This window comes from Colwellia sp. 75C3 (assembly GCF_002836255.1).
Lineage (GTDB): Bacteria > Pseudomonadota > Gammaproteobacteria > Enterobacterales > Alteromonadaceae > Colwellia.
Window position 1 is genome coordinate 125,398 of sequence record NZ_PJAU01000061.1, and the last position, 24,089, is coordinate 149,486.

Below are 24,089 nucleotides of genomic sequence, written 5' to 3' on the forward strand. Positions count from 1 at the left end.
TATAATGACCAAACGAATCGTTTATAGTTAATAACTTACCCTAAAGCCCTTAAATTTCAAGTTCTTATTTTGTAGTTTGAACTATTTAGCGCGATCGGTGCTGTGCTGGCGTTTGAAACGGTGTAGTGAAGCGGAATTGAGTAATAGCGACATCGCTAGTATTTTAGTCATGTGATCGGCCATCTTAATGGAAAATAGCTAACCACACGGTGATTTCATCCATTGATGTTTCTATTACTCTATGTTTTTCATGGGCTTTAATATGCAGATAATCACCTTGTTTGAGCGTGATCTTATCACCATTAATATATTCGATTACACCGTAACCTGATAACACTATCACCCATTCATTTTCAGTTTGGTCATACCACTGGGTATCTGGAGACACATGCCCCTTTGACACTATTCGCTCAATTCTGAGACTTGGTGTCGTGATAATATCTTCAAATATTTCATCGGGTATTTCTGCTGGAATATTACTAAATATATTGGCCAATAACGCATCCTCTCCATGACACCATTAAAATTGCTGAACTATGCTTCAGCAGGCTTTTGATATCCTAGTTTTTTACTTAGAAATATTTCTACAGCTATAAAAGCAAAAGGAATGATCGAAGCGATAGATAAAGACAACCAAATGACGAGTGACCACTTTTGTGTATTAGATACTATTAGAGATACTAAAAGATAGAGCATGAATAACACGCCGTGAGCCATACCTAATTGAAAAACAAAGTCTCGACTAACTAAACCAAGTGTAACACTTAATATTGATAAGAAAGATAAGCCTTCTAAAAGACTGACGACACGAAAAAATTTAAGCATGAATAAAACCTGTAAAATAGAAAAGTGTATTATCCTGTGGTGAGACCGTGGGGTCAACGTTATAAAGCGAACATATGGCGAACACATGACTAGCATTGTATTTTTGGTATATCTCGCCATTGGCTGGTGTACTGCGGGCTTAAAAACTCTCGTCGCATTTGCCATCGTTCATGGTGTCCTTCAGCAGCCAGTTTTAATGTGCTATCCCCATATCTATGATTCACATTATCTAAACATTGCATTAAATGACTATTAGTGTGATCGGGTATAAATAAGTCAGGTTGTATAAACGCTTTACTGTTTAACTCTATTGCACCTACGCCGCAACGGTAGAACCGTACTCCTGCACTGTATATAGAATCAATGACTCGGTTAATCGCGTTCGCTATTTCACAGCTATTATCGGTTGCCATAATAAACGGATAAACAATAGTTTGTTTGTAATAGTATTCATCATGTGGCGAGCTAGAAGCAAATATCATTAATTTTTTAATGAGTGAGTTTTGTCTCCTCACTTTACGGGCAACAATCGAGGCATGTGTTACTAATGCCCCACGTAATTCATTTTTTGTGGTAATGCGCTGACCAAAACTTCGCGTTGAGAAAATCTCCTTTTTCGGTGATTTTATCTCGTCCCAAGACAAGCAACTAATGCCGTTTAATTCACTCACTGTTCTTTCAGTCACTACACTGAATTGTTTTCGCATATGCTTAGGGTTTTGTTTTGCTAATTGCGCGGCGTTGTTAATGCCATCAAACTTTAACCGTTTCGCTATTTTACCGCCAATGCCCCAGACATCTTCTACATCCATGCGAATTAGAATTTCATCTCTGCTCATTTGGCTATCAATAACAGCCACACCATTAAAGCCTGATAGCTTTTTGGCCGCATGGTTTGCTGCTTTGGACAATGTTGCTGTTTCACCAAAACCAACGCCAACGGGAAGTCTGGTCTCTTTCCAAATAGCCTTTCTTATTTGCTGTCCGTATTCATACCAATCCTTTATGCAGCTGTCATAATGGTCAAAATATAAGAATGATTCATCAATTGAGTAGATATACTGGTTATCACAAAATCGGCTCATGACATTCATCATCTGGTCGCTCAAATCTGCATACAGCTCATAATTTGAAGAACGAACAACCACACCATGTTTTTCAAGCAGTGATTTTACTTGAAAGTAAGGTATAAATTTTGGAATGCCAAGGCGTCTGGCTATCGGACAAACCGCACAAATACAGCCATCGTTATTGGTTAAAACAACAACGGGTTTATTGCGTATTCTTGGATCAAACACTTTTTCAGCACTGGCGTAAAATGATACAGCATCAACTAAAGCATACATGCAGCAAGCTCTGGAGACTTATGATGTAGACGAATAGAGCGAGTGACAACGCCTTCTACTGAAAACTGATCTTCAGGGGTAATGAATACGGGAGCAAAATCATCCGAGGCAGATAATAACCGAGCTTTTTTCTTATCAATTAATTTACAAACAAAACAGCCATTATAATTAGCCACAATAACATCGCCATTTTTCGCCGTTAACGACCGATCGACAATAAGAATATCGCCATCAAATATGCCAACACCTTTCATTGACTGACCTGAAGCTTGACCAATGAAGGTAGCATTGGGATGTTTTATGATTAATTGATCAAGCGATAAGCCTAATTCTTTATATTCTGCTGCTGGGGATTCAAAACCTGAGATACCGGCTTCGGCATATATTGGAATAACTTTCATATCAAAATAGTACCACACTGTAATTATGTACAGTATATACTCATTATCATTAAAAGTGCAGGATTTCAGTGAGAATTAAAGTAGTTTGAGATGCCGTAATAGCAGTCTATCTCACTTTTCGGTGAAAAAATGAGGTAATACCATGATGAGTATGGGAAGCGAACACTTTAGTTTTTAAACGTTTTACTGAAGTTACCATTCTAGCTAATGGGATACTCTGTATGAGTACCCCCATAGCGTATTATTATAAAAAATAATACGGGTATTCGTTAACGGTGACTGATTAACACCATAACTACTGGTTATATGCCGTAGTTTGCGTCAATCAATTTGCCTACGGTAACATTGTCAATGGCTTCGTTTGCATCAAGCCAAGCTATAATAGCTTCTAAATCTTCATTAGTTGCTGATTTATAACGATGATCTGAACAGATAAATGCTGTAAATAGTGTCTTGTCTCCGCCGCCGCCCATAGAAAGTTCACGGCTTTCAACAACGTCTACCAACTGACTTAATAGCGAATCAAAGTCATCTGAATTTTTTGCATTCAAAGTACATGAAAATTCAAAGCCTAACATAGCAAATTCATCTAAATATAGTTTTTTACGTAATCTACGGTTCTTAGTACTGTTCATAATTTTCCTTGGGGATATCAACGCCCTAATAAAGGGCGAAATTTAGTTGGCTGAAATGGAACGTTGTGATCTTACACCACTTTGCTCATTGTTAATTTTCTTATTGTGTTTTCTTTAACGCTTACGATAAACCATCTTCCATCATAGTACTTTGAGGCCATTTCTAGGAAAGTATATCGATGAAGTCATTATATTTAGGTGAGTTTCCCAATGGAGGTATAAGATATTATCGAGACTGAAAAAATTTAATAATGGGAATTAACAGGAGTTGTTTTCAATACTACAGTTTCAGTGAGCATTTTTCATATCATTAAGTAGATAAAACAATCACTTACGTAACTACCGCTGAGGTAGATGAATAGGTGTTGTCGCCCAATTAAAGACCAAACTACTCTTCTATTTGCGCTATTGGGCTGAATCGACTGAATCCAGTGTTTTCATTAAGCTCTAATATACCCTTTTTCAATAAAGATTGGATGGCTTTATTAATAGAATTACATAGCTTCACGCCATCTAAATCATTATTACAAACATAAAAGCTTTCTAAAACAGCTATAGGGTTATTTAGATCGTAATGAATTTTATTGGCCTCACTATTTTCTATTACCGCTTTCACCGTGCCTGGATAACCGCCTAAAACACCCGCGACTCTTTTATTTAGCAACAATTTGATATTGATAATGTCATTTTCTTGAAAGGTGAAATTTAATCGGGGATTCGATGTTATTTCTTTTCCGTAAGAATATCCCTTAACAACTGCTAAAGTTTCATTTTCAAAATCTGATAGTTCAGCCAAAGCTGAATCATGAAGTGTGAACAGTATTATTCGTTTATAAAAAATAGGTCTTGAAACGACATATTGATCCTTTTCCCCTGGTAGGTGCTCCCATAATTCAGGGAAATAGCTGTCAAACTTGCCATTTTTAATACCTATTCTTGCCCTGTTCAAAGACGTTAGGGTTAATTCAGAATTTTTACTCATTTCCATAAATATTGCATTATTTAATTTATTAAATAGACCCGTACCGTCTGTCTTAATTAAACCCGGAGTCAAATAAGTACCTATTTTCACAGGCTCTTCAATATAGCCAACAAAGGCATAACTTGTTGGTATAAAGGTTAATTGCCAACTACTTAACACGATAAAACTTGTAATAAATTTCATCACTTTGAAGAGATGCTTTGTCAAATTAAGATGCCCTAAAAGTCATTATAACTTCAATTGTTTTAGTTGTTTACACGGCTAGTGTTTGCATATTACAAACTTAGCAGTGAAAGTTAGTCAGTGCAAACTTAGAAAAACCACCGGTTGATGGCATACAGCAGTGATTTAGCATTGCTCATGAGCACGTTGTGCCAGTCAGCAGCAACCTGACGCAACCAATAATAATAGTCTGAACACGTTGTTAGCCGCTTTTAGCAACACAAACCACGCTTATTATGGTTATTCACTAGCAGGGGCAACCCATGCCGATTTATTCCTTGATGCTGCATTAGGATCTGCTACTTACCTTACTGGTTCATCTTCTTCCACTACATTACTCACTGGAGCCGATGGTACACTCTTCAAAACAATAATGGGTGACGCATATGCCCCTAACACAAATATAGTATGGCGCTACAGATTAGCCGATAATGTCACTGCATATTCAAGTTCATTGAATCATACAACAAACTGGATTTCTGGCACTTCCAGTAACACGAATGTTACTAAAGGTGTTTTCTATTCGTTGATGACACAAAAGCCATTACCAAAAGGCTCTGCGCAATAAGCAATAGATCCCCAGTTACTAGATTCGCCACCTTCATGTGAACCGCTCAATTCGAGGATTTTAGCAACCAACTCATTGACATTTTCGCAGCAGAGATCTTTAGTAAAGGTAAATTTTAGTCGCTTTATCGGATGCTCTTATTAGCAATTGTCATATAGCATTGGGAGATAAGAGAATTAGCAGGAATAGAGAATTGATAAAGCGACTACAGCTGATCAATATTAGAATACAAATAAGGTACTTATGTTAACCAATCAAGCGCATCATCACGCTCGGTGAAAACTTCAATATTTAACGCTGTGGAGCTGGGGATAGTTGCTGAAAATTCAGCACTCATTTTGGCCAATTTATTGGGAGCAAAAATTGCTATTTTATCTATTGCGGCTAAAGTGCCAAATTGAATAAGTGCATCAAGCTGTGTGGAGTAGGAATTGCTTTTATTAATAAGTAATGAAAATGAATGACTAAAAAGAGAAAGTAAAAACTGATGAATTTCATCAACCATTTCAAGGTTAATGTCAGCGCCACTATCAACGGTAATCTCAGCAAGACCACTACGCAGTACGCAAACTTTGGCAAAAGATATTTGGTGAACGTCCATATTTCGTACTTAATCCTTTAACTTTTTTCTTTAATTTCAACAAGCTTAGTATAATCAATTACACGGCTTGTTGAAATATATTTCTGATAGTTACTTAATATTTATTACGTTCACATTAATTTAACATTGTATAAAAACAGTTACTTACCCTGAAATAAATCAGCCTACCAATGTATTGGATCCACCTTGTAGTAATTTGTCAGTTGCTTATAAAGTGCAGGATGTTCTAGTGAAAATTGTTTTGATTTTTCAAAAAACACTTCACTAACAACAGCAAAAAATTCTGCTGGCTCAGTAGCGCCATAATAATCAAATATTGAAGGTGTGCCCGTTGCTGCTTGCCTTTTTAAAATTTCGAATTGTTTAGAGAATATGTGAGACCAACATTGATAACTTTGGTCTTTACCCAAGATAGGCGAACCATTGGCGCTACCATTTTCTTGATCAAGTTGATGTGCAAATTCATGAATGACCACATTATGGCCATCGTTTGGTAACTCGGCGCCATGTAGACTGTCTTGCCAAGATAAGACTATTTTACCAAAGTCCCATGATTCACCTGATAAAGATATTTTTCGAGTGGACTGAGTACCATCAGCACTACGTTGGTTTTGCTCTTTAATAAACGCGCTTGGGTAAACTAAAATCGTTTTTAGTTTAGGGTAATAATCTGTTTTTCTATTGAGCAGCAGTAAACATGCTTGAGCAGCAATAGTAATTTTTATTTCATCGGTTATGTTAACGCCATTGCAACCGACAAATTCTTTCTCCGTGATAAAAACTTGAATATGTTGTTTTAGCTGCAGCTGTAGATCTGTAGGCATCTGCCTAAAATAAGGCATACGTTGCTGAATGATTTTTCGCCATTCTTTTTTGAATGGTAAGCTTCTAACCTTATCGCGCTTATATTCACGCACATAGGGTTTAGCCACCATATAGCCAATAATTGCGATGCCAATAAAGAGCGGCAGAAGAATAATCAAAATAACTCCCCGAATTCAATAATCATAAGGATACCAATGTATTAAAATAATGAGCTTTACTGATATCTTGGTACGAGGGGAATAAATTTCAAGCCATAGTGGTTTATTAGCTGATAAAGAAGGACGCTAATGGCAGCCTCCTTTCTTAATTAATTTGTTAAGAGAGTCGCGGGAATAGATGAAAACTCCTTGTTAATTTATAGCGTTTACCAAATTAACAAGGGCTAAATTCATTGTACGTGCAGTGTTATACTTTTTAACGTTAATCTTATTTATTATTTGAATGTAGTACTTAACGCATCGATTAACTTGGCGCTATTATTGACTTCAATACCACAGTTATTTACCTGTTCAGCTAAATCAGCATTATTTTTAGAGATGCCATCTATTGTGGTAATACTATGATTTATTTGATTAGCTACAACACTTTGTTCTTCAGCCGCTGTCGCTATTTGCGCTGTCATATCACTTACCTGATTAACACTATTGATAATACTTTCCATGGTCTGATTTATTTTTACTGTATCTTGTGAACAATCTTCAGCATCAGCTTTACTTGCCAACATTACTTTACTCCACTGCTGTAATGTTGATTGTAATGCTTTAACCGAAGCATCTATTTGAACGGTAGCCCCCTGTGTTCTACTTGCTAAGGCTCTAACTTCATCGGCGACCACGGCAAAACCACGGCCTTGCTCTCCTGCTCTTGCCGCCTCGATAGCTGCATTTAAGGCGAGGAGATTGGTCTGATCGGCAATACCTTGAATTTCTGACATAATGGTAGATATTTTATCGACATCTTTAACTAAATCAATGGCACTTTCTGCTGCTATACCCACTTCATTTGCTAGCGTAGTAATTTTAGCTTGGGTTACCTTAGTTATTTCGATATTTTGTTTACATTCTGCTTGAATACTAATTACTTTGTCATGAGTGTGAGTTGTATTGGCACTCACCTCATCTATGGTTGCGCTCATTTGAGTAATTGCCGTGGCAAACTGTTCAATATGAGAATTTTCCTCGTGTATGCCTTCGAGCATGTTATGTGATGCTTGTTCTAGCTCTGTCGCGACCTTGATAAGACTTCGACCTGAATCTTTACTACGGCCTAAGATAGTATTGATTTTTGCCTTATATAACTCAGCTGAGTAATTAATGATGTTGGTCAATCCTTTACCTGAAAAAACAAGTCGTGATGGACTATCAAGTGTTTTTTTAGTTAGCGCAGCTAATCTTGGGAAAACAAACAATTCCTCTGAGAAAATCAGTAACATTAACGCTACTGTGGTCAGTAAAATAGCCGTAGAGATTAATGGTGTTGCATACAGCCCGTTAACTATACAAGCAAGCAGGATAATAATGGCAGCGATGCTACGTTTGAGCATTGTATTGGCATTAAAATCTTGAGTCGTTTTGCCATTATTTATTGCATCATACAACTGCTGAGCTTTTTGCTTTTGACTAGCCGATGGCTTAGACCTAACTGATTGATAACCAACAACACGATTATTTTCATAAAGAGGCGTTACATACGCATCAACCCAATAAAAACCACCGGCTTTGCAGCGATTCTTAACCATGCCACGCCAAGATTCACCTGATTTTAGCTTTTGCCATAAATCAGCAAAGGCTTCTTTTGGCATACTCGCATGACGGACAATATTGTGATGTTGACCTACTAACTCTTTTAGGGAGTAACCAGAGACGATACAAAATTCATCATTGGCGTAGGTTATTCTGCCATTGAGATCAGTAATTGAGACAAGTTGGTCGGAATCTGAAAAAGTAATTTCATTGGCTGAAGCATGATTCATTGAGTTATATCCAAAAAAGTAAGCTGTTAAGGGAATAAGAAGTTTAAGTAAAATTAAACAATTAAAGGAGATAGGTGAGCAATCGATATTAGGCACGTTTATTTGATATATATCAACAAATAACATGTAAAAATGTAACTTAAATCATTACTTACATTGTAAATCTGTGATCCTAGTTATTTATTTGTAATCGGCGGTAAATTGAAATTTTAATCGCAGTTTATTGTAGAGGGAATTAGTATTGTCCCCTCAAAATTCAGGCATAAAAAAGCCCGGTAATGTGCCGGGCTAGTAGTGCTTTTAGTTGCTGTGTATAGACTACTTAGTGATCACAATAACCTCGCTGTCATTCATTTTACTTGCCTTAGATAAACCCAAATAAGCAGGTTGGCGACTATCAAGGGTAAAAAGGGGTGGTACTGGATTATCAGTAAATGCACTGTGCCATTCAATAACGGCAAAATCATCAATATCTAACTGAGTTATAGTGCCATCAACCATTTCAGCTTCAACCAATACACGATAACTTTTATAACCAATTCGTGGAGAATTATAATCGACTTCCACACTTTTCCAGTTAGCTGAGCCGTTTAGTTCAACCGTTTTAATCAGGTTTTTAGGACTATTTTCAAAGGCATCAAATAACTTTTGTCTCTTTTTTCTTCCTTGCCAGTAATAATGTAATTTAACGGCTTTTTTACTTCGATAATTGGCTTTAATGGTTACTTGTCTACTGGCAGAATAAACACGCCAAAAACTTTTTACACCAAAAGACGTTGACTGTTTGTTATTCAGTGCTAACGCAATACTGGTATCACCACTCGCACCATAATTATTTAACGACATGATACTTCTATCAAAAAACAAACCACGTTCAGGGCTATCAAACGTTGAAAAGCTTTCAAAATCACTGCCATTGACTAAGTTTTTACCTAGGCGATATTTTACTTGCTCATCTTCTATCAATACTTCACTAAGCTGTTGCTGCCATGGTAGATGATACAAACTCGCTATCTTGCTGCCTTGAGAAAAAGTTAACGCATGTTTAACGGCTGTATCAGTATCGTCGTTAATTTTAGCTGGAGTATTGTTAACAGATTTTACCGTAACTGATGGGGTTTTAGCATTGATAACACCATGACCACCCGATTGAGTGATAAGCGTATTTCTCACTTTAGAAAGCTCTGTTAGGCGCTTCATCACAGTATAACGATTAGCCCCTGTTGCAGGTGTTGGTTTATAGCCTTTAACGTATAAAGGGACTATTTCTGCGCGATGAAATTTACCTTCATCTAACCAAACATATAAAATGAAACTGTGTTGTGTGGCGCTAAAGTTTTGGTCAAAAATAAAATTGCCCATTGAGTACGCTATTAGCTTGTTATCATACAGCTCTAGACCTTGAGTAACATGTGGATGATGAGCAATGGCCAATGCTGCGCCATTATCTAAGGCTGATTTTAATCGTTGCTCGGTAACACCCGTTGGGCTATTCGCATATTCTTGACTACCATGGTATTGCACTATGGTTACTCGGTCTTGATTCACTTCTTGTTGAACCGAGTTAATAATATTAGTCATTGAACCATAAGCAGCGCCGCCATGTTTGTGGTTAGCTGTTTGCGTAGGATCAGAACTTCCTTCCCAGCCGACATAACCTAACATAGAGAATTCAGTTCCCTTTATGGTATCGTGATGCGCTTGTAGTGCTTGTCTCTCATTCATACCAGCGCCAGAAAAACCCAAAGGACTTTCCTGGAGAAATTTCATGGTCGCTTCCATGCCGGGTTCTAGATAATCATAAGTATGATTATTACCTAAACTGACGTAATCAACACCCGCCCACACTAAAGCGTCGAGTATTTCAGGTCGAGAATAAAACGTAACTGATTTCGGGGCGCGATCACCTGGTTTTGTCTCGGCGATTTGCGTTTCTAAATTAACCGCGGCGTAATCAGCAATGCTCATGTAGGGTTTTATATGTTCGACAATAGCTTTACTGTCGCTAAGTCTAGTCTCGGGATGAATGAGTACCGAGTCACCAAAGTAAGGCTTATAATAACGGCGATCCATCATCACATCACCACCAAATGCTAACATCACGCGTTTAGCTTTTTTGGTAACTAAGGTCATATCTGCAATCGTTGCATTCGCTTTTTCCTGAGAGAAAAGCTCATAATGACTGAAGGTTTGAATGCTCTTAAAATAACCTTTCTTTACAAAACTAAGCTGATAAATATCTTTAACTTTCGTCGGTATAACAAAGCGCCCCTGTTTATCGCTGGTAACTGACTTATTGTTCAGGGTGATATTTACATAACTTAAGGGTTGTTGTGATTCATCAAGTAAACTGCCGGTTATATTAACCGTTTGATTTGCACTAACATTAAGCTGAAAAACAATAGCAGCGATTAGAATTATTATTGTTATAAACTGTCTCATATTTGTACCCAAGTTTGTTGTCCCTAAAAAGGCTATCCATAAGTTATATATCGAGTATATACAATCAAAAAGAAGATATTCATTCCTATCTATAAGTCACGTATAACCTAAGGGTATAGCTTAAAGGTGCAGTGTAACGAAAGCTAGTCGAAATGGCGCTATTCCTTAGGTATTACCTTCGTTAAGAGTTCAAAATTCGATGTCAAAGGTGAGTTAAATCAAATGCATTTATTGAGTTATCTTTGTATTAACTTTGAATTAGCTTTGAATAAAATTTCTTGTCCTCAACGTAGAAACTTTCCTTTACTGACAATGCTTATCAAGCCATAACCTTTATTTATGGGGTAGTAAAACTTAAGTCTTTTCATTTTTAAACATAAAATTACATGATGGTAATCCAAGGTGACTAACAATGATTTTTACAAGGTGATGATAATGACTAATACTGACAATACCCAGACACAAATGACAACAGACAATAGCAACCAGGCCGATAGTTTCGTAACTGGCTCAACGTCTAATGCCGCAACAAGCTTAGTAAATAAAAGTAATGCGACAGAGAATAAAACGATGCAAACAGATGCACCGCTAATGAGATACTTCGATTTAGCCGATGAGGCAGATTATAACTATGTATTAGGTTATAACTAAGATAATGGTTGGTCAGATCAATAGTACTTTGTGAAAATGATTACTGTAGTTGTTAATAATCGATATTTTCTATATTGGTAATGCTTAATACGCCTTCGGATAAAATATTGCTACTTAATCGCTCTTTCAATTGATGGTGAATGTTACTTATTTCGTCAACGATATAAAGTACTGTTATTATTGCCAAATTACTTTGCTACATAATAAATAAGTAAATCAAGACTTACCTAGTACTTTACCCTTTTATATAACAATAACTTTCCCGTCCAATGCCTTATACGCGAATGATCCCCTGCCTTTGAAAACCACACTGCCCAACTGATGTATTTCACTGAATAATAATTTCATAATCATCTGAAATATCGAGCTAAAATAGAGATGTTGATTTTAGGTGTTTTTCAAGACAGTGTCGCCTAAGCCTAAGTTGTTAATTACGTTCACAACGGGAACGTCAAAGATATTCATATTATGCTTCTACATTACTACCTGTATAGTATTATTTTCTTCTATAGAGCCAAAATAGAGGTTTTGCCCTTCTACATATACACTCAAATTAGTCACTGTAATCGTCCCATCTTCAAAAGAGTATATCCACTCAAGATGTAATACATGTTCACCTGTATCTGATTGTAGGACTTTATGCTTGATGAGAGGCGAAGTAAGATCTGAAGAACCATTAAAATTATGACAATCAGAATCAACATAAAATTTCCAAGTATCAATTACAGTGTCATCAGAAAATGTATATTGTTTTTTTGTGATTCACTATTTTTATCCGCGTTAGTAGATGTATAGCATTCACTTGATACCCAAGTTCCAATTATCTGCTCTTCAATTGAGTTGATTTTTTCATCTTTTGATTTACAAGAAGCAAGACTGAATATAAATGAAAGTACAAATAGATATTTAAGCAAGAGGAGTCCTTTAAATATAACGTTTTGCTAAGGGGCTAAAAGTGGCTGGCTATAATAGCGAGGTACGAGCACAGCCAACTATTTGTGTCCGTTTAAGCAACTTTTTAAGTTACCGATTGCACCAACCAATCAACTACTGAATACCCGCCCAAAGTCGCTGTGGTGGCAATGAGAGTAAATACACCTAAGCAACCACCTCTTTTACTTGAAGAGTAAACTTCTGCTTGGTTATTACTAGGTCTACTTCTTAACCATTGAACATGACAAGTATTACAATATAAACGAGTTAAGCCTCTATTCCACGCGGTAATACTTCTCGAACCAAATCGTTCGTTTTTTTTACACTTAGAACAGTTGAATGAACTATTTTTTGGTTTCTTTTGACGGTTTAGTAAAAGGAAAGCAATAACAGCAGGAACACCAAATATAACCGAGCTTTCTATGTTGCTTGATTTGAAATATATATATGCTGTAAATACTACAGAAATTACTAAAACAATAATCAGGATGTAATCAAAAATATTTTTAGTTTTAGGCTCAACTTGCGTATGACTTTTATTGTTGCTTGTTTTAGGTAAGCCTTCAATGGCAACACTAGTTGCCTTTAATCTATTTTGATCATCTTTTTTATCAACAAATACAACAACATCTCCAATCTCTGGTCTTCGACCTTTAGTCGTAAGACTAGAAACATGAAAAAACACTTTTTGGTTGTCGTCTGAGGTTATAAAGCCAAAACCTTTATCATCTTTCCACTGGCTTATTTTTCCTTTCATATTATCTAAAGACTCCATTCTCGTTAGGTAATTTATCCGACTTGAAAACCCTTGTTAGGTGAAAACCCATTAATTGCGCCTATTGCTTTGCAGTGTTTAGGTTGACAATAAACGATTTACCACCAAAACCATGCTTATTACATTTGGCTCTAACTATTACCTTAGAGGTTTTTGCGGGAATTTTAATACCACACTGACTACGTGTAAATGGTTGCTCATTAACGTGAGGGTGAGCAAGATCTCGGTAACCAAGTTGATTACCCTCTAAATCTATAACTTCCCAGCGATCTGAAAAATGATCCCAGCCTTGGTCATCATGTTGAACTGAAGAGCCAAAACACCAGCTACCGCTTGGTTCTTTAGTAGCTAGAACATTTGTCACCTGAGCAAAATCCAAAGACGTAGAATAAGTATCTACATCGAATTCAGATGCTAATACTGATGATGTAAATAACGATAATATTAATACAAGTCGCATGTAAACTCCATTTCACCTAACGCCCATTTAAGGGGCTGATAATAGTTTGCTAAAATGTGTAGCGAAGCGAAACTGAGCAAACTGTTAGCAGTCCCGCTTGAAATTCTTGTTACATTGCACTTTATTCAGGGCTAACAACATTGCCATAAACTTTATTTTGCATTGGTCGTTTAACTAAGTAAATAGCTCCGTTATTATTCATTTCTTTAATTTTACTAAAGGAAATATAATCTGGTATTAAGGTAAAGTAATCACTGTTATGTAGTTCACCATACTCGATGCTATTTACTACAGCATATTGCCATTGATAGAAAACACTCCCATAAACTATAGCTACGTTATCATCAGTAACACGTATAACCTTAGCTAATTTATATTTGCTCTTTCGTTCTAATTTATCATTGAGAAGCTGCATATCTAGAAAATAAATATCATTAACTTGGGGATTTAAAATAAAAATCGAAGCTTCTGCTTGCTCAGTTTTATGCTGCTCATATCTTTCGTATCCAAAATATATAATCACAAGCAAGAAAATCAATAGTACGAGTTTATTTAAGGGGGTTGATAACTCTGGTTTGAGTTGTTTTGTCTCTAAGGTATGCAGCACTTTAATTAATCCCTTTAAAGTTAGTTGAAAGTTCAGTGATAAAGCCTTAAATGTTCTGTAATACTAAAAATTAGAATGACAAAATCTAAATTAAACTCCAATGTTCATGTGCAACAACTAACTATGCCACCCATGATAATTACAAGCAATAACGGCGCGCTGATACTTGTATTATTTGTTGCGTCCTCATCAAATAAAAAGGTATTTTTCGAATCCCCCCCTATCTACTAACAACTTACGGAAAATATGGTCAAAATCATCGGATTTTAAATGCACTTATACGTCACACGAAAGAAACTTAACCTGATTTTTAGACTAATTAAGATTAATAAACTCGATTATGCGCTATTTAAACAAGCTTGGGCATTGGCTATACCATGTGTGCGTTGCAAGCCTACATGTTCACTAAACTCACACAAGTGCTCTGCGGTTCCTACTGCGCCCGTAAAGATACGCTCAAAATCTGACATTAGCTTTAACCAACTTTCATCACTGATGTGTAATCTTGCGAGAATGTTGGCAGATTTTTCATTAATAGCGCCATGTTTATCATCACGAAGTACTCGCCCAGTTTCATCCACTAATGTTAAGTAGTCTCTTAAGCTAAAGCGAATACCCATTGTTTTTTGGTGGTGTTCATTACCTGTAAAGGCTAATAATGTTGAAGGTTGCTCACCTTTTACCGCCGCTTTTATACGTAATTGAATACTGGTGAAGTGAGACTGCTCTGGTGTAGCGGCAATACCTGCCCGTACGGGGTTTAAATCAACGTACGCCATGCACGACAGTATTGCCCCTTCATCTAGCAGTGCTTGAGATTTAAATCGGCCTTCCCAAAAATGCCCTGTACAGTTATCTTCTCGGTTAGCTCCCCTAGCGATGGGCTCATTAAGGGAGCGCATAAACCAACTGATATCAATGAGTCGCTTTTTATAAATGTCAGCCGTACTTTCAACCATCGCCAATTGAAACTTATCAAGCGGTTGTTTAAGCTGGTATTTTTGAGTCAACAATGTACCTTTAAACAACTGGTGCCAACGCTGAAGTATCTCTGCTGTTGACCAGCTTTTAACTTTTTCACTATCAACGTGTAACACAAGGTGTAGATGATTATGCATCACGGCATGTGCGCAAATGTCGATAGCAAACACTTGAGCTAATTGAAATATTCGTTTTTCAATCCATGTTCGCCTGTGTTCATAACTAACACCTGTTTCTGTATCAATCCCACACAAAAATGCCTTTCGCACCGTGCGACTGCAAATGTGATAAAAAGGCGTGTCTAATAAACTTATTTGTTGTGAACGAGGCTTCGGCATAACAATAACCAAACTTAACAAAGGTAGATTAAGTGTAGGTTATTGACGTGAACATGAGGAAGTTATTATGGGTGGCCTGATAAGCTCCTGAACTAGATTACGCTTAGTTTATGCTTGCTCCAAAAAGTAAAAAATCACGAGATAGGCACAGTTCACTGAGAGTGATATATATGATAGTCACACTAAAAAGACAAACATTAAGATTTACAGACGTCCAAAACCATAAGCCGACATCGAAGTACCATCTATCGCTTGTTTGCATATGGATAGCTACATAGGCCAAATAAAGCCAGCCAGGAATAAGGGGCATTTACCCAAAAGGATTACCTTATTGTTCGTCCGTATGGGTAATGTTCAATACTGATATTAATTTTTCTACAGTGCAATGATGGCTTCAATTTCTATTTTTAGATCATCACAAAAAAGTGCATCGATTTTTATCAAAGAACTCGCGGGGATATCATCGCCATAGAGATCAAATAGTGTCGTTCTTAACAAATCCATTTCACTAAAGTCACTGACAAATAATGTTACTTTGATCAGATTTTTAAGTGTGACCTTGTGAACCTTGCAAATGTGCTTGAGCTGAGCAAAAATGGTCCGAGTTTGTGCTTCTATTCCTTGCTCTTGCGCTGAACGACCAAATGCTGTGAGTCCCGATGTGTACAAGGTATTGTTATGTATAACACTGTGGGTATAGGGACCAAGTACTTCACCCAATTCATTGTAATTTTTTCTTTGAATTCTCATGATTATTGTCCTTTTAGTTCAGCTTTCGATTGAACTTTATTGCTCATTACGGTCGTAAGTTTGTGAATTTCTGGTGCGCTGAATAATGAAATCAATGCCGCTGCAGGCCAAGCTAAAATAAAGGCATGAATCCATTGCTGATAGAATTCCGGAGACCAGCCAAGATTTATCCAAGTGACCCAAGCTGTCATTAGAAATGACAGCTGTAATGACATGATGAGCGAGAATAAAATACGATGGATCATGAGAGTTTCTCTAGTTTTTCTATGTATCTAACTTCAGTCAATGATTGGGCTAAATAGGTTTTGGTATGGGGTTGGTTGAAATGTTCTTTTAAAGCGTCTTCGTTGATCCATTCTTCCCAAAGCATAAATAAACTGGGGTCTTCTTTATGCTGTAATACGTCAAAGAAAATACAGCCTTGCTCTTTGATGGTTTGTTGTTTCAATGCTTGCAGTTCTGTTTTGGCTTTTTCTGCTGGTATATCGGCTGAAACCTTTAGGCCCGCGCTGATCCATAGTTTCTTCGAAGGTAAGGCTTTAGATGTTGTCATGGTTATCTCTGTTATGTATTTACGGGAATCTAAAGATATACACTTACGAATATGAAATATATACTAGATTTACCAATCATTAATTGCAAATATGAAATCATGTACGATGATATCGTTCTATTTGTGCACATAGTGCAACAACAAGGCTTAGCATCAGCGGCAAAGAAGTTAAACTTGCCTCCGGCTACAGTGACTCGGCGTTTACAGCGCTTAGAAGCTTGTATTGGTCACCAGTTGATTCACCGTTCGGCGCGCCAATTCAGACTGACCCATGAAGGAGAATCTTTCTATCAAGCTTATGCCAGTTTAGTTGAACAATTGGAGCAAACTCACCAGCAACTTACTGGTGAGTTAACTATGTTAGCGGGGCCTTTAAAAGTTTTAGCGCCCACTAATATCTCTACAGGTTTGCTGCAGCCGATGTGGTCAGGTTTTATTAAAACCTATCCTGATATCAAACTCGAATTGATACTAAGTAATAGTGTGGACAGCATGCTGTCGTCTGGGGCTGATATCGCACTACGTATTGGTCCGCAAGAATCCTCAATGCTTTATCAAAAGCGTTTAGGGTCATTGCAAACGGTGTTAGTTGCAACTGCAGAATATTTAGCCCTTCAAGGTGAACTAGAAAGTCTCGAGGAACTTGAACGGCATCGTTTAATCGGAACTAATACATTAGTAAGTTGGGCCATGCTGAATACAGTGACGGGGAAAAAGCAGGAACTTCGCCCTAGATTTTCGGCCTTAGTAAACGATGTAAATATGGTGACACAGCTGGTATGTGATGATCTGGGTATTTCACTTTTACCAATGAGCGAGGTGAGTCATTTAATAAAGTCAAAAGCATTAGTACGAGTATTACAATCTTGGCAGGGACCAAATCGAGATCTCTATGCAGTATGGTCCAGTGGTAAGCTGTTAAGTGCTAGAGCTAACTGTTTAAAAGTTTACATGCAAGAGTATTTGGAAAATACTATGATACTAGATTGAAAGTTTTACTTGAAGCAATGAGCGTCAGCACTAACGAGTTGATTAAAACCAGCGTAATAGGCTTTATCGAGTTAGCATTATATAAAATTGACGGTTGTTTTAAACTATACGACCGTCAATAACAGTAGTATTAACTGTTACACTGAGTAACAGCTTAACCACACCCTATTTACTGAATAAATTCTCCGGCTAATACATCGAGAAATTGTTCATTTTCTATCACCAGTTTACCGTTAACAATCACCTGCTCTATTCCGACCGAGTAATTATTCCATTGGCTAAAGTTTGCTTTAGGTGCAAAGTTCTGTTGATCAAAAACAATGACATCAGCCTTATAGCCCACTTTTATAATACCGCGTTCATTAAGACCCAAAATTTTAGCTGTTTGAGATGAACTTCGATTGATAAACTCGGCCATAGTAAGCAATTTCTTGTCGACTACATATTCTTGATATTTTTGCGGGAAACTTGCGTATTTTCTCGGGTGACCGTTTGTGCCATCAGAGGAAGTCACCACCCAAGGTTGCACCATAAAACGTTCAACATCCTCTGGTGACATATTAAAAGACGCGACTCTCACGTCACCTTCTAACACCATCGAAATAGCGGTATCAACGACAGATAACTTTTTCAGCGCTGACACCTGCAGTAAATTTAAACCCACTAAACTTTTATCGTTAAATTCGGTAATATAAAGCGACTCAGGGCCACCTCTGCGACGAATATTCTCGGTAATTTCTTCCGCTAACTTTTCTGCTAAATCAGCTTGTTTTAAGCGTTGATGAAAAGCGGCTGTTGAATCAGCCATTACCCACTTAGGCATTACAGCACTTCGCATCTTAGTACCTGATGCTAACCAAGGGTATTGGTCAGCCGATATTGAAGTACCCTTTTGCTGTGCTTGGATAATTTTTGCTATTGCTTGTTCACTTTGCCCCCAAACATCAACACCTAACGCCTTTATATGGGCTAAATGTAGATGTATATTCGCTTTATCAGCTATGTTAATAGCTTCATCTAACGCGGCGGTAAAACCTATGTTGAAAGTACTCTCATCACGTAGATGGGTATCATAAATACCGCCGTAGTGACTGGCAATTTTGGCTAAGGTGATAACTTCATCAGTATTAGCATAACTCCCTGGCACATAATATAAACCCGTTGATAAGCCAATAGCTCCCGCTTCCATCGCGGTAGTTAATAGTGCTGACATTTCTTCGAGTTCTGTAGGAGTAGAATAACGCTGTGCTCTACCCATGACTTGTTCTCTTAAACTACCATGGCCCACTAAAAATGCGGTATTCGTTCCGATACCATGAATGTTTAGTTTTTCAATCATCGCGTTGATATCAACCGGCCCACCACCATCATTACCATTGATAACGGTGGTGACACCTTGGGTTAGGTAATTTAAGTTATGATTTTTATCTTTACTTAACAGCTCAGCTAACGAGTGCGTATGTGGATCAATAAAACCAGGGCTTACAATTTTACCTTTAGCATTAATAACTTTTTCAGCGTTAATGCTGTGCTTACCAGTCGGATATAAGCCACAAATAATTTGCTGACAAATAGCGATATCTAAGGCTTGTGCTTGATTATTATCACCGGTGTAAACCATGCCATTGGTGATTAATAAATCGACGTTATCAACTTTGATGTTTTGGCCTTCGATCGAGCAAGCACTCAGTAGTGCTAGACTTACCGCCAAGCTGATTGATTTTTTAAAGGTGACTTCTTTAAAGCTAATATTTTTAAAGATAATCGTTTTATTATTAAATACACGCATCGCTTTTCCTATTCTTTATCGTGATCTACATCGGATAACATATTAGTCATTAATAACCTTGCAGAATTATAAGCAATTCGCTTTATCTTAATTCTATCGGTATTGTCACCCATTTCATAAGTAATAGCATGAACACCAAATTTATCAGAGAAATACTGCTTTGAAACGCCTAAGTCAGGGTTATTACCCGGTCTTATTACCACATTGAAATTAGGCATTTGTTTATCAAGGTCCGCTAACCAATGCGTAACAAAGTAAGCCTGTTCAACACCATAATCTACCGGCATAGTGTAAAAGATGTCACTTTTAGTCGAATGAAAATCTACGGCAAATTTTATTTTTTGCCCTTCTTTAACTAATTGTTGTAAATAATCATCTATCATTCTCGTTTCAACTTGAGAAAAGTCATTCCAGTCGCGGTTTAAATCTAAACCATTGGCATTACTACGCCAGTTTCCCGCTTGCACGCCATCTGGGTTAATGTTTGGGATAACAAGTACATTAAATTTTTCTAAGTAATTTTGGCTTAGCTTATTATTTGATAACAAAGTTTCCACAAAAGGAAATAATGCTAGTGCACCGGTAACTTCTGGTGGATGTTGACGACCTAAAATAACTAACCAATCTTTTGCGCTATCATTACGGCTTTCCATTTTGTAAATTGGACGGCCCTGTGTTGAATTACCTAATACACTGTGAGTGAAGGTATTATTGCCAGCTAATTTTGTCGCCCAATCGACATAATATTGATTATTTATGATCTCTTGTGCTGCAATGATTACCGGCTTGTTCGATGCGGTCATTTTCATGATTAAACGCTTACCGCGTAATTTATAATCTTGTAGTTGCCACGCTTCGCCATCACGACTAATTTTCGGTGGATAGCGGTGTTCATCACCACGCACTTTCATGGTGATGGTAATATCTGTGTTTTGTTCAGCCTGTACTTTAAATGCGTACCAAGGACTTGAGTTTATTATTGGATTGTTTTCAGCGACCAATACAATTTGAAATTCATTGTCAGCAACGCGTTTACACTCATCCATACGACCTGCAGCAAAGTTAGCTGTTAGCTTAACAGCACCGGTGGCACAAGATTGATTCGCTAATGCCGCATGCTGAGATGCACGAACTACTGAGGTGTTATCTTTTTCTTCAACATGAGGTGCTGAACAGGAAAATAAGAACAACAACGGGAATAATAATGGTAACGATAATGGTAACGATAATGGTGATTTTTTAATTGTATTTATCATATTTTTCAAATTGTAGTTGATTTAAAATTAATATGACTCGATTAGTATTAACCAACCGAGCCATAGGCTTTATTACTTACTTTTTATCATTTACCTTTAATCGCTTAAGATAAGGATTAAAAGTTTTTGCTTAAGTTCATATACATGTAACGACCACGGTTTGAATGGTAATCAGCTGAATAACCATGCCAGTAATTATCTGCTACTGGTGGCTCTTCATCGGCGATATTTCGAATACCCACTCTTACATAAGAGCCATCTAATAGACCTCCTTCAGCAAATCTATAAGAGCCATATACGTTAACCGTAGTGAAGCTGTCGATAGGTAAAAATACTTTTACATCGTCAATTTTCACGTCAGTACTGGTATCAATAAACTCACTAACATAATCAACACTTACACCAGCGCCCCAGCCGTTAAGTTTCCAGTTAAGTGAACTCTTACCGCGCCATTCAGGGCTGCCATCTTGTAATATTTGATCGCCTACACCTTTAACATTTACATTTTCAAGGTTCGGGTATGTTGCAAGGTCTTGTTGTGCTGCAAGTACTTTGGCTGAAGTTTCATCGACAGAAACATCATACTTAGTTAAATACGCGGCATTAACATTAAATTGAAAATCACCAAAGTCAGTTTCAAGGTCATACACTATGCCAAAATCAAGACCGGATAGTTCTTGTTTTGACGCATTCTGATATTTGTTACGCACTTCACTCACTGTGCCATCAGCACCACGAATTACCGAAGGCTCACTTGAACCTTGTTGCTGTAAAACATAATCATAAGCAATAACAGTGTCATAAGGCGTTAAGAAAACCAGGTTTTCTTGATCAATATTCCATGCATCTATGGTGAATGTTAAAGTATCAGTCGGCTCGATAATAAGGCCGAAAGACGTATTTACACTGTCTTCTGACTCAAGGTCTGAGTTACCTAAGCGATTATCAATAATGGCATAGCTATCATCAAGTACCGGATCATATTTACTACTACGACGCGGCATACTGCTGTTATCAGCACTTTGCTGTAAGCCTGGAACTTTAAAACCACCGGCATAAGATGCGCGTAAACTTACCCAATTAGCTGGCTTATAGAAAAAAGCAACTTTAGGTTTTAAGGCATCACCAGCGTCAGAGAAGTTTTCATAACGTGCGGCAAGTTGAACTTCAGCATATTGATCACCACTATCAATCAATGGCACGATAAGCTCTGCGAAGGCTGAACCAATATTACGACTAGCACTTGCATCTGATGTGGCACTACTACCGTATAAAGAGCTGTCGTTAACCACACCATAAGCATCAGTAAAAGGTCTGCTACCATCTACATACTGATCACGATCACTGGAGTAAGTTTCACGACGAAACTCTACGCCCACTGCCAATCCAGCATCACCTGCCGGCATTTCAAATAACTCACTATTCGACGCTTTAAAGTCAATAGACGCTAAACTAGTTTTTGAATCTACATGGGCATTAACCATAAACTGGTCGCTGATTGCAGAGGATACAAGTGGTATATTACCGATAGAATTTGGATTGTTAACATCTCCACCACCAAAAACATTATAAGCAGTGCTTTCATCGGTACTGTTAGCCGCTTTTTCAAAGGCATTTACATCTACACGTGTACTGGTATCGTTCGTTTCTGCTTCACTATAAAAAGCAGCAGTTTCCCATTCCCAGTCACCCATATAGCCTCTTAAGCCGACAAGTGTTCTAAAGCTGATATCATCAACAACCACTGATCTTGGACCAACATCAACAGGGCGATATTTACGAACAATCGTTTCTTCTCCAAAAGGATTATAAAAAGCATCTGCTGCAACAGTAAATTGGTGTTTACTACCACCATGATTTTGCTCTGATTGATTTGAAAGCTCTGCTTGGTAATAAATACCTTCGGCGAAAAGTTCTAAATCGTCATTAACTTCATGGGTAAAGTGGGTATAAAAGTTAAGTCTTTTAACATCTGAAGATAAAGGACGTGTGGTACCACGGTCAAAACGAATATCTCTCCCGGTACTGCCTTTATCGGCACAAACGCCTTCAACATCAAGTGGCGAATCTACACAGCCTGACATAGTGTCAGGTTGTAAGTGAAATTTGCCTAAACTATCATTGCTAAATTCACCCCATGGTGTATCTGTACTGCGGTTATCAAGTTGGGTATCACCAACAAAATCTGCAGGTAAACCAGGGTATTCACGTCGGTCATGACTAGCTGAATAAGGACGTTCAGTTGCCATCATGCCATTTCGGTTATATATCGTAACTGAGCCAACTAAATTTGAAAGGCCATCGTTAAGTTCTACACCACCTAAATAACTAAATGTTGTTTCATTGAGTGGTGTACCTTGCGATTGACCATATCGAAGGCTTACTTTATTACCAACATATTCACTATCAAGAGCATAGTTAACCACACCAGCAATAGCGTCTGAGCCGTAAATAGCAGCAGCACCATCACGTAATATTTCTAATGAACGTAAGCCTGAAACAGGTAAGGTATTTGAGTTAACGGTATTTACCGGTACTTTATTAGCACCTTTTTTAGATTGAGTACCAGGATGGTTTACCATGCGGCGACCATTAAGTAATACCAAGGTATTACCAGCACCGAGACCACGTAAGTTAAATGAGCCAACATCACCACGAGCATCGTTCACACCAGAAGAACCGGTCGCTTCACCAAAGTTAACTGAACCCATTTGCGGGATAGAGCGAAGTAATTCATCACCTGTCATAGCCGCGCTATTTTCAATATCAGTTGCTGTCATCGCAGTAACTGGCAAAGTACTAACATCAGTTGCTCGTTTAATATTTGAGCCTATAACACTAATGCGTTCAACTTCTTCTTCTTTAATATTTGCTGCATCTTCAGCAAAGACAACTTGAGAAGTAAGTGCTGTTAGCACGCATAAACTCAAATGTGATAATTTAGACTTAAATATTGCTCTATCTTTCATGACATCCACCATTGTAATTTAGCTTGTTTTATAATTGTCAGGTTATTAGTTACCCGATCATTTAGTTACGTTTCATTCACCTTAACCATGAACTTAAATTACACCTTTAACAATTGACCCTTTATTGCTGACCTATAACCTAGGGTTATGGCTTGGATTTTATCTAGGAATATTAAGACTATTTTTAATAATAAAAGTAAGCATTAATTAAATAAGTT

General features: G+C 37.4%; 24 protein-coding genes. 3 read left to right on the forward strand and 21 right to left on the reverse strand.

From position 1 onward, the window contains the following. Positions 1-184: 184 nt before the first annotated feature. The 6 genes from CXF85_RS21775 to CXF85_RS21800 form a co-directional block, all read right to left on the reverse strand. Complete coding sequence (locus CXF85_RS21775; RefSeq protein WP_101230751.1) at positions 185-496, reverse strand: cupin domain-containing protein; 312 nt, start codon at positions 494-496, stop codon at positions 185-187. A gap of 38 nt (positions 497-534) precedes the next feature. Beyond that, positions 535-825, reverse strand: coding sequence for a DUF3817 domain-containing protein (locus CXF85_RS21780; protein ID WP_232771300.1), 291 nt, complete (start codon positions 823-825; stop codon positions 535-537). A gap of 89 nt (positions 826-914) precedes the next feature. Further along, positions 915-2,171 carry a Y-family DNA polymerase gene (locus CXF85_RS21785; protein ID WP_101230752.1) on the reverse strand — a complete coding sequence of 419 codons (1,257 nt, stop codon included), beginning with the start codon at positions 2,169-2,171 and terminating at the stop codon, positions 915-917. Continuing rightward, positions 2,159-2,572, reverse strand: coding sequence for a LexA family protein (locus CXF85_RS21790; protein WP_101230753.1), 414 nt, complete (start codon positions 2,570-2,572; stop codon positions 2,159-2,161). The genes CXF85_RS21785 and CXF85_RS21790 overlap by 13 nt, the downstream gene beginning before the upstream one ends. 302 nt (positions 2,573-2,874) lie before the next feature. Then, positions 2,875-3,207 (reverse strand): YggL family protein, encoded by a 333-nt coding sequence (locus CXF85_RS21795; RefSeq protein WP_101230754.1) that lies wholly within the window; start codon positions 3,205-3,207, stop codon positions 2,875-2,877. A 388-nt stretch (positions 3,208-3,595) separates the two neighbouring features. Then, complete coding sequence (locus CXF85_RS21800) at positions 3,596-4,372, reverse strand: transporter substrate-binding domain-containing protein (protein WP_101230755.1); 777 nt, start codon at positions 4,370-4,372, stop codon at positions 3,596-3,598. Between the two features lie 238 nt (positions 4,373-4,610). On the opposite strand from CXF85_RS21800, the gene CXF85_RS21805 reads away from it, so the two are divergent. Next, complete coding sequence (locus CXF85_RS21805; protein WP_101230756.1) at positions 4,611-4,979, forward strand: hypothetical protein; 369 nt, start codon at positions 4,611-4,613, stop codon at positions 4,977-4,979. 241 nt (positions 4,980-5,220) lie between these two features. Here CXF85_RS21805 and CXF85_RS21810 read toward each other — a convergent pair whose 3' ends face one another. From CXF85_RS21810 to CXF85_RS21825, 4 genes are all read right to left on the reverse strand, one after another. Further along, complete coding sequence (locus tag CXF85_RS21810; RefSeq protein ID WP_101230757.1) at positions 5,221-5,580, reverse strand: STAS/SEC14 domain-containing protein; 360 nt, start codon at positions 5,578-5,580, stop codon at positions 5,221-5,223. Between the two features lie 164 nt (positions 5,581-5,744). Then, on the reverse strand, positions 5,745-6,566 hold the full coding sequence (locus CXF85_RS21815) for a zinc-dependent peptidase (protein WP_101230758.1): 822 nt from the start codon (positions 6,564-6,566) through the stop codon (positions 5,745-5,747). Between the two features lie 272 nt (positions 6,567-6,838). Further along, positions 6,839-8,377 carry a methyl-accepting chemotaxis protein gene (locus CXF85_RS21820; protein ID WP_101230935.1) on the reverse strand — a complete coding sequence of 513 codons (1,539 nt, stop codon included), beginning with the start codon at positions 8,375-8,377 and terminating at the stop codon, positions 6,839-6,841. A gap of 318 nt (positions 8,378-8,695) precedes the next feature. Then, entirely contained in the window at positions 8,696-10,819 is a 2,124-nt protein-coding gene (locus CXF85_RS21825) for a CapA family protein (RefSeq protein WP_101230759.1), read from the reverse strand. 435 nt (positions 10,820-11,254) lie between these two features. On the opposite strand from CXF85_RS21825, the gene CXF85_RS21830 reads away from it, so the two are divergent. Continuing rightward, the gene (locus CXF85_RS21830; RefSeq protein WP_101230760.1) at positions 11,255-11,470 is read left to right on the forward strand and encodes a hypothetical protein; all 216 of its coding nucleotides are present in this window, start codon (positions 11,255-11,257) and stop codon (positions 11,468-11,470) included. Positions 11,471-11,522: 52 nt separating this feature from the next. Here the strand turns inward: CXF85_RS21830 and CXF85_RS23355 are convergent, their stop codons facing one another. The 8 genes from CXF85_RS23355 to CXF85_RS21865 all read right to left on the reverse strand — a co-directional run bounded on the left by CXF85_RS23355 (position 11,523) and on the right by CXF85_RS21865 (position 16,867). Continuing rightward, positions 11,523-11,657 carry a hypothetical protein gene (locus CXF85_RS23355; protein WP_269801214.1) on the reverse strand — a complete coding sequence of 45 codons (135 nt, stop codon included), beginning with the start codon at positions 11,655-11,657 and terminating at the stop codon, positions 11,523-11,525. A gap of 831 nt (positions 11,658-12,488) precedes the next feature. Next, positions 12,489-13,160 carry a cold shock domain-containing protein gene (locus CXF85_RS21835; RefSeq protein WP_157829163.1) on the reverse strand — a complete coding sequence of 224 codons (672 nt, stop codon included), beginning with the start codon at positions 13,158-13,160 and terminating at the stop codon, positions 12,489-12,491. A 79-nt stretch (positions 13,161-13,239) separates the two neighbouring features. After that, positions 13,240-13,638 (reverse strand): hypothetical protein, encoded by a 399-nt coding sequence (locus CXF85_RS21840; RefSeq protein ID WP_101230762.1) that lies wholly within the window; start codon positions 13,636-13,638, stop codon positions 13,240-13,242. A 121-nt stretch (positions 13,639-13,759) separates the two neighbouring features. Next, positions 13,760-14,245 (reverse strand): hypothetical protein, encoded by a 486-nt coding sequence (locus CXF85_RS21845; RefSeq protein ID WP_101230763.1) that lies wholly within the window; start codon positions 14,243-14,245, stop codon positions 13,760-13,762. Positions 14,246-14,583: 338 nt separating this feature from the next. Then, a complete protein-coding gene (locus tag CXF85_RS21850) occupies positions 14,584-15,564 on the reverse strand; it encodes a transposase (protein WP_101230764.1) in 981 nt (326 codons plus the stop codon). Between the two features lie 375 nt (positions 15,565-15,939). Next, a complete protein-coding gene (locus CXF85_RS21855) occupies positions 15,940-16,314 on the reverse strand; it encodes a RidA family protein (RefSeq protein ID WP_198555734.1) in 375 nt (124 codons plus the stop codon). A gap of 2 nt (positions 16,315-16,316) precedes the next feature. Then, positions 16,317-16,559: a DUF2798 domain-containing protein gene (locus CXF85_RS21860; RefSeq protein WP_101230766.1), complete on the reverse strand. Its 243-nt coding sequence runs from the start codon at positions 16,557-16,559 to the stop codon at positions 16,317-16,319. After that, the gene (locus CXF85_RS21865; RefSeq protein ID WP_101230767.1) at positions 16,556-16,867 is read right to left on the reverse strand and encodes a putative quinol monooxygenase; all 312 of its coding nucleotides are present in this window, start codon (positions 16,865-16,867) and stop codon (positions 16,556-16,558) included. The genes CXF85_RS21860 and CXF85_RS21865 overlap by 4 nt, the downstream gene beginning before the upstream one ends. Before the next feature lie 51 nt (positions 16,868-16,918). Between CXF85_RS21865 and CXF85_RS21870 the strand changes: the two genes are divergently transcribed. Then, complete coding sequence (locus tag CXF85_RS21870) at positions 16,919-17,857, forward strand: LysR family transcriptional regulator (RefSeq protein ID WP_232771301.1); 939 nt, start codon at positions 16,919-16,921, stop codon at positions 17,855-17,857. 169 nt (positions 17,858-18,026) lie between these two features. Here the strand turns inward: CXF85_RS21870 and CXF85_RS21875 are convergent, their stop codons facing one another. The 3 genes from CXF85_RS21875 to CXF85_RS21885 all read right to left on the reverse strand — a co-directional run bounded on the left by CXF85_RS21875 (position 18,027) and on the right by CXF85_RS21885 (position 23,871). Continuing rightward, positions 18,027-19,646, reverse strand: a complete 1,620-nt coding sequence (locus CXF85_RS21875; protein ID WP_101230768.1) for an N-acyl-D-amino-acid deacylase family protein — start codon at positions 19,644-19,646, stop codon at positions 18,027-18,029. 8 nt (positions 19,647-19,654) lie between these two features. Next, positions 19,655-20,902 (reverse strand): M14 family metallopeptidase, encoded by a 1,248-nt coding sequence (locus CXF85_RS21880; protein WP_101230769.1) that lies wholly within the window; start codon positions 20,900-20,902, stop codon positions 19,655-19,657. A gap of 116 nt (positions 20,903-21,018) precedes the next feature. Further along, positions 21,019-23,871 carry a TonB-dependent receptor domain-containing protein gene (locus CXF85_RS21885; protein WP_101230770.1) on the reverse strand — a complete coding sequence of 951 codons (2,853 nt, stop codon included), beginning with the start codon at positions 23,869-23,871 and terminating at the stop codon, positions 21,019-21,021. Between the last annotated feature and the right edge of the window lie 218 nt (positions 23,872-24,089).